13 protein-coding genes and 1 pseudogene are annotated in these 15,468 nt (G+C 71.0%); 6 read left to right on the top strand and 8 right to left on the bottom strand.

All coding sequences use genetic code 11. From position 1 onward, the window contains the following. Nucleotides 1–543, bottom strand: a pseudogene (locus D471_RS0101790) (chemotaxis protein CheA); the annotation flags it as partial. Between the two features lie 168 nt (nt 544–711). Continuing rightward, nucleotides 712–2,157, bottom strand: a complete 1,446-nt coding sequence (locus D471_RS0101785; protein WP_017597041.1) for a dicarboxylate/amino acid:cation symporter — start codon at nt 2,155–2,157, stop codon at nt 712–714. Nucleotides 2,158–2,676: 519 nt separating this feature from the next. Here D471_RS0101785 and D471_RS0101780 point away from each other — a divergent pair. Next, nucleotides 2,677–3,240, top strand: a complete 564-nt coding sequence (locus D471_RS0101780; protein ID WP_017597040.1) for a Uma2 family endonuclease — start codon at nt 2,677–2,679, stop codon at nt 3,238–3,240. Between the two features lie 156 nt (nt 3,241–3,396). On the opposite strand, the gene D471_RS0101775 is transcribed toward D471_RS0101780, so the two are convergent. From D471_RS0101775 to D471_RS0101765, 3 genes are all read right to left on the bottom strand, one after another. Further along, nucleotides 3,397–5,166 (bottom strand): acetyl/propionyl/methylcrotonyl-CoA carboxylase subunit alpha, encoded by a 1,770-nt coding sequence (locus D471_RS0101775; RefSeq protein WP_017597039.1) that lies wholly within the window; start codon nt 5,164–5,166, stop codon nt 3,397–3,399. Nucleotides 5,167–5,247: 81 nt separating this feature from the next. Continuing rightward, nucleotides 5,248–5,478 (bottom strand): acyl-CoA carboxylase subunit epsilon, encoded by a 231-nt coding sequence (locus tag D471_RS0101770; RefSeq protein WP_026127316.1) that lies wholly within the window; start codon nt 5,476–5,478, stop codon nt 5,248–5,250. Then, the gene (locus D471_RS0101765; protein ID WP_017597037.1) at nt 5,475–7,085 is read right to left on the bottom strand and encodes an acyl-CoA carboxylase subunit beta; all 1,611 of its coding nucleotides are present in this window, start codon (nt 7,083–7,085) and stop codon (nt 5,475–5,477) included. Before D471_RS0101765 ends, D471_RS0101770 begins: the two co-directional genes overlap by 4 nt. A gap of 252 nt (nt 7,086–7,337) precedes the next feature. On the opposite strand from D471_RS0101765, the gene D471_RS0101760 reads away from it, so the two are divergent. Further along, nucleotides 7,338–9,983 carry a phosphoenolpyruvate carboxylase gene (locus D471_RS0101760; protein WP_193789730.1) on the top strand — a complete coding sequence of 882 codons (2,646 nt, stop codon included), beginning with the start codon at nt 7,338–7,340 and terminating at the stop codon, nt 9,981–9,983. Nucleotides 9,984–10,049: 66 nt separating this feature from the next. On the opposite strand, the gene D471_RS0101755 is transcribed toward D471_RS0101760, so the two are convergent. Next, nucleotides 10,050–10,664: a Uma2 family endonuclease gene (locus tag D471_RS0101755; RefSeq protein ID WP_017597035.1), complete on the bottom strand. Its 615-nt coding sequence runs from the start codon at nt 10,662–10,664 to the stop codon at nt 10,050–10,052. Nucleotides 10,665–10,792: 128 nt separating this feature from the next. On the opposite strand from D471_RS0101755, the gene D471_RS0101750 reads away from it, so the two are divergent. The 4 genes from D471_RS0101750 to D471_RS0101735 all read left to right on the top strand — a co-directional run bounded on the left by D471_RS0101750 (nt 10,793) and on the right by D471_RS0101735 (nt 14,454). Continuing rightward, the gene (locus D471_RS0101750) at nt 10,793–11,656 is read left to right on the top strand and encodes a biotin--[acetyl-CoA-carboxylase] ligase (RefSeq protein ID WP_017597034.1); all 864 of its coding nucleotides are present in this window, start codon (nt 10,793–10,795) and stop codon (nt 11,654–11,656) included. Nucleotides 11,657–11,874: 218 nt separating this feature from the next. Beyond that, entirely contained in the window at nt 11,875–12,867 is a 993-nt protein-coding gene (locus tag D471_RS0101745; protein ID WP_017597033.1) for an adenylate/guanylate cyclase domain-containing protein, read from the top strand. 115 nt (nt 12,868–12,982) lie between these two features. Then, nucleotides 12,983–13,600, top strand: a complete 618-nt coding sequence (locus D471_RS0101740; protein ID WP_017597032.1) for an MBL fold metallo-hydrolase — start codon at nt 12,983–12,985, stop codon at nt 13,598–13,600. Between the two features lie 119 nt (nt 13,601–13,719). Continuing rightward, complete coding sequence (locus tag D471_RS0101735; RefSeq protein WP_017597031.1) at nt 13,720–14,454, top strand: ZIP family metal transporter; 735 nt, start codon at nt 13,720–13,722, stop codon at nt 14,452–14,454. 44 nt (nt 14,455–14,498) lie between these two features. Here the strand turns inward: D471_RS0101735 and D471_RS0101730 are convergent, their stop codons facing one another. Beyond that, a complete protein-coding gene (locus D471_RS0101730) occupies nt 14,499–14,864 on the bottom strand; it encodes a hypothetical protein (RefSeq protein ID WP_017597030.1) in 366 nt (121 codons plus the stop codon). A gap of 45 nt (nt 14,865–14,909) precedes the next feature. Continuing rightward, nucleotides 14,910–15,468 (bottom strand): cytochrome c oxidase subunit I (locus D471_RS0101725; RefSeq protein ID WP_026127314.1); only part of this gene is annotated, 559 nt, incomplete at its 5' end.

The following is a 15,468-nucleotide window of genomic DNA, read 5'->3' as shown; positions in this document are numbered from 1 at the left end:
CCCGCCCCCCGCCGCGACCACGAGCACCAGGACGGCGAGCAGGACGACGCCGGAGACCGCGCCGGAGGCGGCGTCGGACTCGGCCTGTTCGACGGCGTCGGGCACGGCGGCCAGGGTGTCGATCTGGTTCCCCGCGCCCTCGTCGAGCGCGATCTGCCGGACCGCCTCGGTGTCCTCGATGTCGGGGGAGGTGACGCGGAAGGCGTCGGAACCGGCCAGGATGCCGTAGGCGCCGTCGCCGACCTCGGCCATCACCGGCTCCATGACGGCGTTCAGGCCGGTGTCGGAGCCGGCGGCCCCGGTCGGCAGGATCACGTAGTAGACCGGCACCTCCGACCCGGCCACGACCGCCTCCAGGGCGGATTCGTCGGCGGCGGGGATCTGGTCGATGCTGGGGTCGATGAAGACACCGTCGCCCTCCAGCTCGTCGACGATGTCCTGGGTGTCGGGCAGCTCGGGCGGGGTGTCGGCCGCGGCGGGCATCGCCGAGGCGGTCACGACCGCCGCCGCGAGCCCGGCGGTCAGGACTGTGGGTGTTACCAAGCGGCGCAGCATGTCGTTCCTCTCGCCTCCGTCACTAGCAGGGACGAACGGGATGTCCGCACAGTTCCCGCCACGGCCACGGTCTCACCGTGTCCTTCGCCCCACAACGCGGCGCGGCCCGCCGGAGGTGTCTCCGGCGGGCCACGGTGTGCTGCGGGATCGGGCGGGTCAGCGCTTGGCGGTGGTGGCGGGCTCCCCGGCCTCGTCCTCCGCCTCCGGCGCCGTGTCGTCGCCCTTCACCTCGACGGGTCGGGCGAGCTCCTCGTCCAGCGGGACGAAGCCGCTGGCGCCGCGCGGGGCGTGGTAGCGGGCCACGTCGAGGATGCCCTCGCGCTTGGCGACGATCGCCGGGACGAACGCCTGGCCGGCCACGTTGGTGGCGGTGCGGCCCATGTCCAGGATCGGGTCGACCGCCAGCAGCAGGCCGACGCCCTCCAGGGGCAGGCCCACCGTGGACAGGGTCAGGGTGAGCATCACGGTCGCGCCGGTGGTGCCCGCGGTCGCGGCCGAGCCGATCACCGAGACGAACACGATCAGCAGGTAGTCGGTGACGTCCAGGCCGATCCCGAAGAACTGGGCGACGAAGATCGCCGAGATCGCCGGGTAGATCGCTGCGCAGCCGTCCATCTTGGTGGTGGCGCCGAACGGGACGGCGAACGCGGAGTAGTGGCGCGGCACGCCGAGGTTCTGCTCGGCGACCCGCTGGGTGACGGGCAGGGTGCCCATGGAGGAGCGGGAGACGAAGCCGAGCTGGACGGCGGGCCAGACGCCGGTGAAGTACTTGACCGGGGACAGGCCGTTGAGGCGGGCGATCACCGGGTAGACGACGAACACCACCAGCGCCAGGCCGACGTAGATGGCCAGGGAGAACTTGCCGAGCGCGCCGATGGTGGTCCAGCCGTAGCTGTAGACCGCGTTGCCCAGCAGGCCGACGGTGCCGATCGGGGCGAGGCGGATGACCCACCACAGGGCCTTGAGGACGACGTCCAGGGCGGAGGCGGTGAAGTTGATGAACGGCTCGGCGGACTTGCCGACCTTCACCGCCGCGATGCCCAGGACCACGGCGATCACGATGAGCTGGAGCGCGTTGAACGACAGCGACGTGCTCAGCGAACCGTCGTCGGCCGCGGAGGTGCTCGCCGTCAGACCGAGGAAGTTGGTCGGGACGATGCTCTCGATGAAGGCGATCCAGGAGCCCTGCGTGGAGGGCTCGGCGGCGGTCGAGGCGTCCACGCCGCTGTTGAGGCCGGGCCGGAAGAGCAGCCCGAGGCCGATGCCGATCGCGACGGCGACCAGGGCGGTGACGGCGAACCAGAGCAGCGTCTTCCAGGCCAGCCGGGCGGCGCCCGCGACGTTGCGCAGGTTGGCGATCGAGGAGATGACCGCGAGGACGATCAGCGGCGGGACGATCGTGCGCAGCAGCGTCACGAAGATCGAGCCGACGGTCTGGAGGGTCGTGGCGAGCCAGTTCGGCTCACCGTCGCCGGTGGTGCCCAGTTGGAGGGCGACGACACCGAGGGCGAGGCCCAGGATCAGACCGCCCAGGACCTGGACGGAGAAGGGGATGCGTACGAACGGATTTCGCGAACGTGCGGTGGCACTCTGCGAGGACACGGAGGTGACTCCAGAAGGGTGGCGATGACAGCCGAGGGTCCGACGGCACGGTCGGAACCGCCGGGTCGGCTTCGGGGCAGGGATGGGGGTATCACCGGGAAGGGGTGACACACGGGACGGGTGCGCGGCGCACGCCTCGACGGGCGCGCGTGAACCTAGCTACACGCGTGACAGCCGCGGCGGCACAGGTCGATGTGCCACCGTCGCGTCAGTCCCCAGATGTTCGTCACGATCAAGGACAATAACGTCAAACCCTTACTTATTCCATACGCGTCATGGGATGAATCCTGTGTGGGTTCATCCGGAGCGCCCGTGTCCAGGGGGTTTCGCTGGAGAGGACTGGGCGGGAGTGTGGTGAGGCGCACGCCGGGTGTGGGACCGCCCCAAGGGCCCTGTGGATAACTTCGTCACAGGATGGCGCGGGTCGCTACGATGGGTGATGGAAGGTGATCCGTCGAACCGAGGGGCGCCATGTCCGTTCCACCAGTACCCGGGCAACCGGATCCGGAACTCGATGGCATGCTGCTGCTCCCCATGCCGCCGACGGACGGCTTCACCGCTGACGATCTCGACCGCCTCCCCGGTCTTCCGCGTTACACCGAACTCATCGACGGCAGCCTGGTCCTCAGAAGGCCCCAGGGGCGGTGGCACTCGGCCGTCAAGACACTGTTGAGCCGCCAGATGGACGCCCAGATCCCGGGCGACCTGTACGTCTACCGGGAGTTCACGGTCAGGCTCGGCGAGAGGCAGCGGCCCGAGCCCGATCTCATGCTGGTGCGGGGGGACGGCCGGACGGGGCCGGACTCCACATGGATCGGACCGGAGCCGGTGCTCCTCGTCGTCGAGGTGGTCACACCCGAGTCCGAGATCAGGGATCGGGAGCGCAAGCCACGGATCTACGCTCAGGCTGGGGTCCCGCACCTGTGGCGGGTGGAGCGGGAGGAGAACCGAACGATCGCGGTTCACGTGTACGCCCTGGATCCGGTCACCCGGTGCTACATGTCCGCCGGTGTGTCCCGGGGTCGTCTCCGGGTCGACGCCCCCTGTCCGCTCGACATCGACCTGACCCGCCCCGAACGGTAGTGAACGGACCTGGACACCCGGGGGAGGAAGCGGCCCGGGAACCGCGAAGGGGAGCTGTCTGTTCGGGATGCGCGAAGAGGCGGGCAGCGGTGCCGGACACACGAGGGGGGAGGCACCGGTTCCGGCGCCTCCCCCCGTGACTCAGACGTCCGGGCGCTAGGCGTCCTTGATGTCGCAGACCACGGCGCCGTTGGCGACGGTCTCACCCGCGGCCAGACCCAGCCCCGTGATCACACCCGCCTTGTGCGCGTTCAGCGGCTGCTCCATCTTCATCGCCTCGATGACCACCACCGGGTCGCCCTCGGCGACCTGCTGGCCCTCCTCGGCCACCAGCTTGACCACCGTGCCCTGCATCGGCGACACCAGCGAGTCCCCGCTGGCCGCCGCCGAACCGGAGCCGCCCCGGCGCGCGGACCGCTTCCTCTTCGCCCCGCCCGTACCCGGGGCCGCGGCCGCCGCGGACCCCAGACCGGCGGGCAGCACCACGTCGATCCGCTTACCGCCCACCTCCACGGTCACCGTCTCGCGCTCGACGGGATCGGCCGTGCCGGGCTCGCCGGCCCACGGCTCGACGCGGTTGTCGAACTCGGTCTCGATCCACCGCGTGTACACCCCGAACGCCTCGTCCGGGTCGGCCGGGGCGAACGCCGGGTCGGTCACGACCGCCTGGTGGAACGGGATCACCGTGGGCATCCCGCCCACCGTGAACTCCGCCAGCGCCCGCCGCGACCGCTGGAGCGCCTCCTGCCTGGTGCGGCCGGTGACGATGAGCTTGGCCACCATCGAGTCGAAGGCCTGCGGCACGGTGAACCCGGCCTCGCACCCGGTGTCCACCCGCACACCCGGACCCGCGGGCAGGTTCAGCTCGGTGATGGTGCCCGGCGCGGGCATGAAGCCCCGCCCGGCGTCCTCGGCGTTGATCCGGAACTCGAAGGAGTGTCCGCGCACCTCGGGGTCGCCATAACCCAGCTCCTGGCCGTCGGCCACCCGGAACATCTCCCGCACCAGGTCGATCCCGGTGACCTCCTCGGTGACCGGGTGCTCCACCTGAAGGCGGGTGTTGACCTCCAGGAACGAGATCGTGCCGTCCACCCCGACCAGGAACTCGCACGTGCCCGCACCCACGTACCCGGCCTCTTTGAGGATGGCCTTGGACGAGGCGTACAGCCGCTCCATCTGGGCCTCGGACAGGAACGGGGCCGGGGCCTCCTCCACCAGCTTCTGGTGGCGCCGCTGCAGCGAGCAGTCGCGGGTGGAGACCACCACGACGTTGCCGTGGGCGTCGGCCAGGCACTGGGTCTCCACGTGGCGGGGCTTGTCCAGGTAGCGCTCCACGAAGCACTCCCCCCGCCCGAACGCGGTGACGGCCTCGCGCACCGCCGACTCGTAGGCGCCCTCGACCTCCTCCAGGGTGTAGGCGACCTTCAACCCGCGCCCGCCGCCGCCGAACGCGGCCTTGATCGCGACCGGCACGCCGTGTTCCTCGGCGAAGGCCACCACCTCCGCGGCCGAGTCGACCGGGTCGGGGGTGCCGGCAACCAGCGGGGCGCCGACCTTCTGCGCGATGTGGCGGGCCTGGACCTTGTCGCCCAGGGCGGTGATCGCCGCGGGGGGCGGGCCGATCCAGGTCAGGCCGGCGTCGATGACGGCCTGGGCGAAGTCGGCGTTCTCGGCCAAGAACCCGTAGCCGGGGTGGACCGCGTCGGCCCCGGACTCGGCGGCCACGGCCAGGAGCTTGGCGATGTCCAGGTAGGAGTCGGCGGGGGTGGACCCGCCCAGGGAGTGGGCCTCGTCGGCGATCTTGACGTGCAGGGCGTCCAGGTCGGGTTCGGCGTAGACGGCGACGCTGGCCAGACCGGCGTCCCGACAGGCACGGGCGATGCGCACGGCGATCTCGCCGCGGTTGGCGATCAGAACTTTACGCACGGTGGGAAATCCTCCTGCTGTGGCACGGAGCGGGAGCGCGCCGTCCGCTCAACGGAAAGTCTATGGATCGGGGTGACGTGGTCACCTGGTGCTGAGCCGCCAGGCGCCGGGCCCGGGCCGCGTCGGGACCTGAGTGCGCAGGTTCCGAGCGCGGTCTCTCCAACCGGAGACCGGTTCCGTCGTCCTGGTGGTGTCGGTGGCGCGTCGGGCCGCCGCGCGTGCGCTGAGCACGGCGGTGAGGGCCGCGAGCTCCTCGTCGGAGGGGGCACCGCGGACCACGACCACGTGTGGCGGGAGTTTCGGTTCACTCACAGCGGGATGTTCCCGTGCTTCTTGGGCGGAAGCTGCTTGCGCTTGTTCCGCAGGGCCTTCAGGGCCTTGGACACTTGGTCCCGGGTCTCGGAGGGCATGATCACCCCGTCCACGTAGCCGCGTTCGGCCGCCGAGTAGGGGTTGAGGAGCGTGTCCTCGTACTCCGTGACCAGCCGCGTGCGCTCGGCCTCGACGTCGTCGGCCTCGGCCAGCGTGCGCCGGTGCAGGATGTTCACGGCGCCCTGGGCGCCCATGACGGCGATCTGCGCGGTCGGCCACGCCAGGTTGACGTCGGCGCCCAGGTGCTTGGACCCCATGACGTCGTAGGCGCCGCCGAAGGCCTTGCGCGTGATCACGGTGATCAGCGGGACGGTGGCCTCGGCGTAGGCGTAGAGCAGCTTGGCGCCGCGCCGGATGATGCCGTCCCACTCCTGGTCGGTGCCGGGCAGGAAGCCGGGCACGTCCACGAAGGTCAGGACCGGGACGTTGAAGGCGTCGCAGGTGCGGACGAACCTCGCGGCCTTCTCGGAGGCGTCGATGTCCAGGCAGCCCGCGAAGCTCATGGGCTGGTTCGCGACCACGCCCACGGAGCGTCCGTCGACGCGGCCGAAGCCCACCACGATGTTGGTGGCGAACTGGGCGTGGACCTCCAGGAAGTCGCCGTCGTCGAGGACCGCCTCGATGACCCGCTTCATGTCGTAGGGCTGGTTGGCCGAGTCCGGGATGAACGCGTCCAGGGCCAGGTCGGTGTCGGTGGGCTCGTCGCCCGGCTCCTCCTCGGGAGGCAGAACCGGTGCCTCTTCGAGGTTGTTGTCGGGCAGGTGGGACAGGAGCGTGCGAACGTACTCGATGGCGTCCCGCTCGTCGGCGCCCATGTAGTGGGCCACACCCGACTTGGTGTTGTGGGTGCGGGCGCCGCCCAGCTCCTCCATCGACACGTCCTCACCGGTGACGGTCTTGATGACGTCGGGGCCGGTGATGAACATCTGGGAGGTCTCGTCGACCATGACGACGAAGTCGGTGAGGGCGGGCGAGTAGACGTGCCCGCCCGCCGCCGCGCCCATGACGAGCGAGATCTGCGGGATGACGCCGGAGGCGTGGGTGTTGCGCTTGAAGATCTCCGCGTACAGGCCCAGCGAGACGACACCCTCCTGGATGCGCGCGCCGCCGCCCTCGTTGATGCCCACGACGGGGCAGCCGTTGGTGAGGGCGTGGTCGAGGACCTTGGTGATCTTCTCGCCGTAGACCTCGCCGAGGGACCCGCCGAAGACGGTGACGTCCTGGCTGAAGACGGCGACGGGGCGGCCGTCGACCGTCCCGTGGCCGGTGACGACGCCATCGCCGTAGGGCCGGTTGCGGTCCAGCCCGAAGCTGGTCGAGCGGTGTCGGGCCAGGGCGTCGAACTCCACGAACGAGCCCGGGTCGAGGAGGGCGTCGATCCGCTCGCGAGCGGTCATCTTGCCCTTGGCGTGCTGTTTCTCAACGGCTCGCTCCGAACCCGCGTGGACGGCCTCGTAGCGCCGTCGTTGCAGGTCTGCGAGCTTGCCCGCGGTCGTGTGGATGTCGATCTCAGCCGCGGACAGCGGTTCTGGGGCTTCGGTGGCCATGACACCCCAGGTTAGTCGTGTGGACGTCCAAGGAACCTATCCGGGTTTGGGTTACTCACCAGTAACCCATGCCCAGGTCACAGGGGCGCCACGCCCGGGAGGGGCGCCGAAAACCGGGCGGATCGCGGAATTGGCGCGTGACCGAATGTGAATTCATCGCCGTCGCACACAATTGTTAACGCACTGGCAAAACCGACGAAATCCGCCCCCCGAACGCGTCCGTGCAGGCACGCCCTCTGTAGTCTCGGCCTCATGACAGCGGTTAGCGCAGAACGCGACAGTGCCCGGCAGGAAGTTCCCGAGCAGCTTCGGAATGACGTCAAACTGCTCGGCGAGATGCTCGGAACGGTCCTGGCCGAAAGCGGCGGCAAGGACCTTCTCGCCGATGTCGAGAAGCTCAGGCACGCCGTGATCGGCGCACGCGACGGTTCGGTCTCCAGCGACGAGATCACCGCGATCGTCGCCGCCTGGCCCCTGGAGCGCGCCAAGCAGGTGGCGCGCGCCTTCACCGTGTACTTCCACCTCGCCAACCTGGCCGAGGAGCACCAGCGCATGCGCGCCCTGCGCGAGCGCGACGACGCCGCCAACCCGCCCCACGAGTCCCTGGCCGCCGCCGTGCGCGCGGTCCGGGACACCGACGGGGGCGAGGAACGGCTGGGCGAACTCGTCGCGGGCATGGAGTTCCACCCCGTGCTCACGGCGCACCCGACCGAGGCCCGCAGGCGCGCGGTGTCCACGTCCATCCTGCGCATCAGCGCCCAGCTGGACGCCTGGCACGCCGCCCACGAGGGCAGCAGCGCCGCGGCCGAGGCCCACCGGCGGCTGCTGGAGGAGATCGACCTGCTCTGGCGCACGTCCCAGCTGCGCTACACCAAGCTCGACCCGCTCGACGAGGTGCGCACCGCGCTCGCGGCGTTCGACGAGACGATCTTCGACGTCATCCCGCAGGTCTACCGGACCCTGGACGCCGCGATCGACCCCGAGGGCACCGGTGTGCGGCCCCCGCGCGCGACACCGTTCGTCCGCTACGGCAGCTGGATCGGCGGCGACCGCGACGGCAACCCGTTCGTCACCCACGAGGTGACGCGCGAGGCCGTGCGCATCCAGTCCGAGCACGTGCTGCGCGGCCTGGAGCGGTCCTGCGACCGCGTGGCGCGCACCCTGACCGCCTACTCCAACCTCACCCCGGCCAGCACCGCGCTGCTGGACGCGCTCTCCGCCGCCAGGGCGGGACACCCCGACCTGATGTCGGACGTCGTCAAGCGCTCGCCCAACGAACCGCACCGCCAGGCGCTGCTGCTGGGAGCCGCACGGCTGCGCGCCACACGCGAACGCGACGCCGACCTGGCCTACCCCACCGCCGACGACTTCCTCGCCGACCTGCGGACCGTTCAGGACTCGCTGGTCGAGGCCGGTGCCGTCCGCCAGGCCTACGGTGAGCTCCAGCACCTCATCTGGCAGGCCGAGACCTTCGGTTTCCACCTGGCGGAGCTGGAGGTGCGCCAGCACAGCGAGGTGCACGCCGCGGCCCTGGCCGAGCTGCGGGCCGGGAAGCGCCCCTCCGAGCGCACGGAGGAGGTCCTGGCGACCCTGCGGGTGATCTCCTGGATCCAGGAGCGCTTCGGCGTGGAGGCCTGCCGCCGCTACATCGTCAGCTTCACGCGCTCGGCCGAGGACATCGCGGCCGTGTACGAGCTGGCCGCCCACGCGCTGCCCGCCGACCGGGTACCGGTCCTGGACGTCATCCCGCTGTTCGAGACCGGTGCCGACCTGGACGCCTCGCCCGGCGTCCTCGACGGCATGCGGGACCTGCCGCAGGTCCGGCGCCGACTCGACGAGACCGGCCGGCGGATCGAGGTCATGCTCGGCTACAGCGACTCGGCCAAGGACGTCGGCCCGGTCAGCGCCACGCTGCGGCTGTACGACGCCCAGGCCCGACTCGCGGCGTGGGCGCGCGACCACGACGTGCGGCTGACGCTCTTCCACGGCCGGGGCGGTTCCCTGGGCCGCGGCGGCGGCCCGGCCAGCCGGGCGCTGCTCGCGCAGGCGCCGGGTTCGGTCGGCGGGCGGTTCAAGGTGACCGAGCAGGGTGAGGTCATCTTCGCCCGCTACGGGCAGCACGCCATCGCCCGCCGCCACATCGAGCAGGTCGGCCACGCCGTCCTCATGGCCTCCACCGACGCCGTCCAGGAGCGCGAGCGCTCCGCCGCCGAGCGGTTCCGCCCGTTCGCGGACACCATCGCGGCGGCCGCCCAGGAGACCTACCTGGACCTGATCAACACCGAGGACTTCGCGCTGTGGTTCTCCCGGGTCAGCCCCCTGGAGGAGCTGGGCGAGCTGCGCCTGGGATCGCGGCCCGCGCGTCGCGGCAAGGCCAAGGGCCTGGGGGACCTGCGCGCGATCCCGTGGGTGTTCGCGTGGACCCAGACCCGCGTCAACCTGCCCGGCTGGTACGGGCTCGGCACCGGTCTGGCGGCGGTCGAGGACGTCTCGGTGCTCCAGGAGGCCTACCGCGAGTGGCCGATGTTCGCGTCGCTGCTGGACAACGCGGAGATGAGCCTGGCCAAGACCGACCGCACCATCGCCGAGCGCTACCTGGCCCTGGGCGGCCGTCCGGAGCTGAGCGAGCGGGTGCTGGCCGAGTACGACCGCACGCGTGAGCTGGTGCTGAAGGTGACCGGGCACAGCCGCCTGCTGGAGAACCGCGCGGTGCTCTCGCGGGCGGTGGACCTGCGCAACCCGTACGTGGACGCGCTGTCCCACCTCCAGCTGCGCGCGCTGGAGGCGCTGCGGGGTGAGGAGTCGGGCTCCCTGTCCGAGCAGGACCAGCAGCACCTGGAGCGCTTGCTGCTGCTCTCGGTCAACGGTGTGGCCGCCGGGCTCCAGAACACCGGCTGACCCCGACCGACGCGACGCGCCTCCGTGCCCCGCCGGGTGCGGGGGCGCGGTCGTTCGTGCTCGGGGTCAGGCCGGGAACTCCGCGGTGTCCAGCGTGACGCCGAACGGTTCGGGAAGGTGGATCTCCTTGCCGAAGGGGACCTTCGTCGCCGAGGTGTACCGGCCGTTCTCGGGCTCGGAGAAGAGGGTGACCTCGCCCTTGCCCGTCTGCGGATCCCAGCGGTCGACCAGCAGGTAGAGGGGGATCCCGGCGTGCGCGTATCCCCACAGCTTGGCCTTGCGGTCCTTTTCCGCGGTGCTCTTGGACGTCACCTCGACCACGAGGAGTGCGTCGGCTGCTGAGTGGTCGGCTGAGCGGTCGAGCACACGCCCTGGAAGGACCACCAGGCCGGGGATGAACAGACTGACACGCTCGGGGAGACGCAGATCGATACTCTGATGCATGGTGCACTCGCTGAGCGGGCTCCCGTCACGGAACTTCTCACGGAAGAGCCGCGTCTGGATCAGGTCGATGATCTCACTGTGCTCGTCCCTTGGGGGAGTCATGATCCTGATGTCGCCTTCGATGATCTCGGCCCGCCACCCCTCGGGCAGGTCCAGCTCTTCCCAGGCGCACAAGACGACGTCCCAGTAGGACGGTACGGCGGTCACTGTCTTGGTTTCCGCTTCCGCGATGCTCATCTGTCGAGCCACCTCCGGCAGCTGAACGTAGCAACGCGTGATCACCGATGTGCTGGTTTCAGGGTAACCGGTGGCCCCCACAGCGCGGGGGTTTCCCGTCGGGACCCCGGCGCTGCTGTAATGGGCGCATGGCCCACGACACCGACGACGTCCCGCGTCCGCCGCTCGACCCGATCGCGCTCAACGCCGCCCTGACCCGCCCCGGCGGGATGTGGCGCGGCGTCGACGTCCTCCCGGCCGTGGGCTCCACCAACACCGAACTGCTCGCGCGCGCCAAGGCGGGGGCGCCGCACGGCAGCGTGCTGGCCACCGAGCACCAGACCGCCGGGCGCGGCCGCCTCGGGCGCGGCTTCACCACCCCCGACCGCGCCGCGCTCACCTTCTCCGTCCTCCTGCGCGTCACCGTCCCCGCAGACACCCTCGGCTGGCTGTCCATGCTCATGGGGGTGGCCGCGGTCGGCGCGGTCCGCCGGGTGACCGGAGTCCCCGCCGCGCTGAAGTGGCCCAACGACGTCATCGTCCCCGCCGAGGTCCGAGCCGAGGGCGCGACCGCCGACGGCAAGCTCGCGGGCATCCTCTCCGAGGCCGACTTCTCCGACCCCGACGCCCCGGCCGTCGTCGTCGGCATGGGTGTGAACGTCTCACAAACCCGCGCCGAACTCCCCGTGGACACCGCCGTCTCCCTGCGCGGCGAGGGCGCCGCGGACCTGGACCGCTCCGCGCTGCTCGGCGCCGTCCTGGGCGGGTTCGAGGAGCTGTACACCGTGTGGTCGGCCGCCGACGGTGACGCCGAGGCCAGTGGGCTGGCCGACGCCTACCGGGGCATGTGCGTCACCCTGGGGCGCCGGGTGCGCGTCCACCTTCCCGGTGAGGAACTGCTGGAGGGCACGGCGACCGGTGTCGACGCCCACGCCAGGCTCGTGGTGGAGGGGCCCAAGGGCGGGCGGGAGCTCAGCGCGGGCGACGTCGTCCACGTCCGGCCCGGTTCCTGACCGGGTGATCCCACCCCTGGGGAACGTGGCGGGGGTGTGGAACGTTGTTGGTTCAGTCCGCGTCCCAGCGGAGGACGGGGCCTCATCCGGCCCTGGTCGGCCGAGGCTCCGGGCGTAAGCTGGAGAGGAACCGCCGGAACGAACCGAGCGCCGCACCGTCGGCCCAGTGGCGAACTGCTGGTTCCCCGTACACGCGGGGATGGTCTGAGAGAGAACGTATGCCGTCGCGTCCCGACCCGAAAGCGATCGAGTCCGCCCTGCTCGGCGGTGAACCGGTCTACACCAGGGAGCAGGCGGTCGAGCTCTCCGGAGCCGACCCCGAACTCGCGGGCCGCGTCTGGCGCGCCCTCGGCTTCCCGACCCACGGCGAGGACTCCGTCGTCTTCGCCGAGAGCGACGTCGAGGCCCTGCGCATCGCCAACTCCCTCCTGGAGGAGGGCGTCCTGGACGAGGAGGGCGTCGTCCGCTTCGCCCGCGCGATGGGCCAGACCATGGCCCGCCTCGCCGACTGGCAGACGAGCATCCTCAGCACGCTCATCTTCAAGGACGGCGACGACTCCGCCGCCAGCCCGCTGATGAACCAGGTCAAGGAGCTCCTGCCCGACGTGGAGCGGCTCCTGCTGCACATCTGGCGGCGCCAGCTGGCCGCCTCCACGGCGCGCACCCTGGCGGTGATGTCCAGCAACAACGACATCGTCCCCAACTACTACCCGCTCATCGTCGGCTTCGCGGACCTGGTCTCCTTCACCACGCTCAGCCGCGAGCTGGACGAGGTCGAGCTGGCCGAGGTGGTCGAGGGCTTCGAGGCCACCGCCGCCGACATCGTCGCCTCCGGGGGCGGGCGCGTCGTCAAGACCCTCGGTGACGAGGTGCTCTACGTCGCCGACTCCCCGCGCGAGGCCGCGGACATCGCCCTGCGCCTGGCCTCCGGCGTCAAGACGCACGTGGAGGTCCCCGACGTCCGGGTCGGTGTCGCCTACGGCCCCGTCCTCACCCTGCACGGGGACGTGTTCGGCACGACGGTCAACCGGTCCAGCCGCCTGACCTCCTTCGCCCGCCCCGGCACCGTCCTCATCGACGACAACCTCGCCGAGAGCCTCACGGGGGAGGAGGGGCTCCAGGTGGTGAAGGTGAGGGCCCGCCACGCGCACGGCCTCGGCCTCATCCAGCCCTACACCCTGCGCCGCGACTTCGAGCCGGGCGGCCACTGACGGCGCGGCCCCCCGGAAAACGCCGCGTGCCCGACCGGGCCGGGGGATAGGCTGCCACACAGAGTCGGCCCGCGACGCAGACAGGATGTGAGCCTTGTCGAGTGCCCCTCCTCCCGTGGAGAGACTGCGCACCTCGGGCGTCTTCAGCCTGGAGGGCAGTGATTTCGACGTCGAGAACAACGTGTGGATCGTCGGCGACGCCGACACCGCCGTCGTGATCGACGCAGCCCACGACCACGAGCGCATCGCCCGGGGCCTGGGCGACCGCGAGCTCATGGCGATCGTGTGCACCCACGGGCACAGCGACCACGTGAACGCGGCGGTCGCCCTGGCCGACCTCACCGACACCCCGATCCTGCTGCACCCCGACGACGCCGAACTGTGGCACCAGGTGTACCCGAACCGCGAGCCGGACGCTCCGCTCCTGCACGGGGAGACCCTCGTCGCCGGGGGAGTGGAGCTGCGCGTCCTGCACACCCCGGGGCACACGCCCGGCGGGGTCTGCCTGTACGCACCGGAGATCGGGACTCTGTTCAGCGGGGACACGCTGTTCCCCGGCGGGCCGGGCGCCACGGGGCAGCCGTTCTCGGACTTTCCGACGATCATCGCCTCCATCCGCGACCACCTGGTCGGCCTGCCGCCGGAGACCGTCGTGCACCCCGGACACGGGGAGTCGACCACCATCGCCGAGGTCGCCGAGCACCTCGACGCGTGGGCCGAGCGGGGCTTCTGAGGCCGCGACAACCCGTGGCGCGGCGCCGGAGCCTGTGCCCCCGTCGGGGGCGATGAGACGGCTCGCCGCCAGCTGAGGAGATCCTTCGACGCCGCCGGAGGCGCCGGTAGCGTTGCCGCATGCCGACGCTGTGGTGGATCGTCCTCTCCGGGGCGGCCATGAGCGCTCTGGCCCTGACCGGCGCCGTGGTCCTGTTCCTGCCCCAGCGCTGGTTCGAGCGCATGGTCCTGCCGATGGTGGCCCTGGCCGCCGGGGCGCTGCTGGGCGGCGCGCTCTTCCACATGCTGCCCGAGGCCGTGCGCGCCCTCGGCGACGGCCTGGCCGTCTACATCTGGGTGGCGCTCGGCATCCTGTCCTTTCTGGTGCTGGAACAGTTCCTGAACTGGCACCACTGCCACCGCCCCGTCGGCGAGCACCGGCCGGTGGGTTACCTGATCCTGATCGCCGACGCCGTGCACAACCTCCTGGGAGGTCTGGCCGTGGGCGGAGCCTTCGTGGTCGACGTACGGCTGGGAATCGTGACCTGGCTCGTGGCCGCGGCCCACGAGATCCCCCAGGAGCTGGGGGACTTCGGCATTCTGGTGCACAGCAACTGGCGCCCGGTGCGGGCCCTGGCCTTCAACCTGTTCTCCGCACTGCCCTTCCTGGGCGGGGGACTGATCGCCTACACCGCGGCCGACAGCGTCGATGTCGCGGTGCTGTTGCCCTTCGCCGCCGGCAACTTCGTCTACATCGCGATCGCGGACCTGCTGCCGGAGGTGACCACCACCCCGCCTGAGGGCGGAACGGGCCAGAACCTGGCGGTGTTCGCCCTCGGACTGGGCGCTCTGCTGGCCCTCGCCGCCCTGTTCTGACCTTCCGGGCGCGTGCCGGTCCGGGCGCCGGGAGGCGAAACCCGTCAGCCGCCGCCTCCGACCTGTCCCCGGTAACGGAGGTGCCCGAAGTCTCCCGGAGCGTAGTGGGCACGCCCCCCGTCGTGGGTGTCCAGGACCACGTCCCCGTGTCCGTGCCGAACCTCGTTCCGGGGCACCCGGGCCCCGTCCCAGGGCCCGCCGAACAGTTCGAGCAGGTCGCCACGGTCGGCGAGGGAACAGGCCACCACGACGACCGCGAACAGGGCGCCGCCCGCGACGGCGAAACCCGCCGCGCCGGTCCAGACCCACATCATCATCGAACACGCCACGGCCAGGAGGAGGGGGAGGGCCACCAGGGCGCGGACGCGCCCGAGGGGAGCCCTCCGGTTCCGGCGGTGTCCCGGGCACATGTCACGATCCCATCCGTAGTGGCGTACGGGGCGTCTCCGGGCCCCTCAACCGCGCACCGGCTCGGTCGAGCTCGTCGCCGACGCGTGGGGGTGGTTCAGGTCGAACGCGGGGCGCTCGGAGCGGATCCGCGGCAGCGACGTGAAGTTGTGCCGCGGCGGCGGGCAGGAGGTCGCCCACTCCAGGGAGCAGCCGTGGCCCCACGGGTCGTCGACGGTCACCTTCGGCGCCTTCCTGGCCGTGGTGTAGATGTTCCACAGGAACAGCAGGACCGAGGCGGCGATCACGAAGGACGACACCGAGGAGATCTGGTTGAGCGTGGTGAAGCCGTCGGTGGGCAGGTAGTCGGCGTAGCGGCGGGGGAAGCCCATCGTGCCGAGCCAGTGCTGCACCAGGAACGTGCCGTGGAAGCCCAGGAACAGCAGCCAGAACTGGACCTTGCCGAGCCGCTCGTCGAGCATCCGCCCGGTGAACTTGGGCCACCAGAAGAAGAATCCGGCGAACATCGCGAAGACCACGGTGCCGAAGACCGTGTAGTGGAAGTGGGCCACCACGAAGTAGGAGTCGGTGACGTGGAAGTCCAGCGGCGGTGAGGCCAGGATGACA

Source organism: Nocardiopsis lucentensis DSM 44048, assembly GCF_000341125.1.
GTDB lineage: Bacteria > Actinomycetota > Actinomycetes > Streptosporangiales > Streptosporangiaceae > Nocardiopsis > Nocardiopsis lucentensis.
This window is presented reverse-complemented; position numbering and strand designations above follow the sequence as displayed.

Excerpts from the sequence above, each read along its gene's own strand:
- D471_RS0101755 (WP_017597035.1), bottom strand. The coding sequence starts at position 10,664 with ATGAGCATCGCGGAAGCGGAAACCAAGACAGTGACCGCCGTACCGTCC.
- D471_RS0101750 (WP_017597034.1), top strand. The coding sequence starts at position 10,793 with ATGGCCCACGACACCGACGACGTCCCGCGTCCGCCGCTCGACCCGATC.
- D471_RS0101745 (WP_017597033.1), top strand. The coding sequence starts at position 11,875 with ATGCCGTCGCGTCCCGACCCGAAAGCGATCGAGTCCGCCCTGCTCGGC.
- D471_RS0101735 (WP_017597031.1), top strand. The coding sequence starts at position 13,720 with ATGCCGACGCTGTGGTGGATCGTCCTCTCCGGGGCGGCCATGAGCGCT.
- D471_RS0101780 (WP_017597040.1), top strand. The coding sequence starts at position 2,677 with ATGCTGCTGCTCCCCATGCCGCCGACGGACGGCTTCACCGCTGACGAT.
- D471_RS0101730 (WP_017597030.1), bottom strand. The coding sequence starts at position 14,864 with ATGTGCCCGGGACACCGCCGGAACCGGAGGGCTCCCCTCGGGCGCGTC.
- D471_RS0101765 (WP_017597037.1), bottom strand. The coding sequence starts at position 7,085 with ATGGCCACCGAAGCCCCAGAACCGCTGTCCGCGGCTGAGATCGACATC.
- D471_RS0101760 (WP_193789730.1), top strand. The coding sequence starts at position 7,338 with ATGACAGCGGTTAGCGCAGAACGCGACAGTGCCCGGCAGGAAGTTCCC.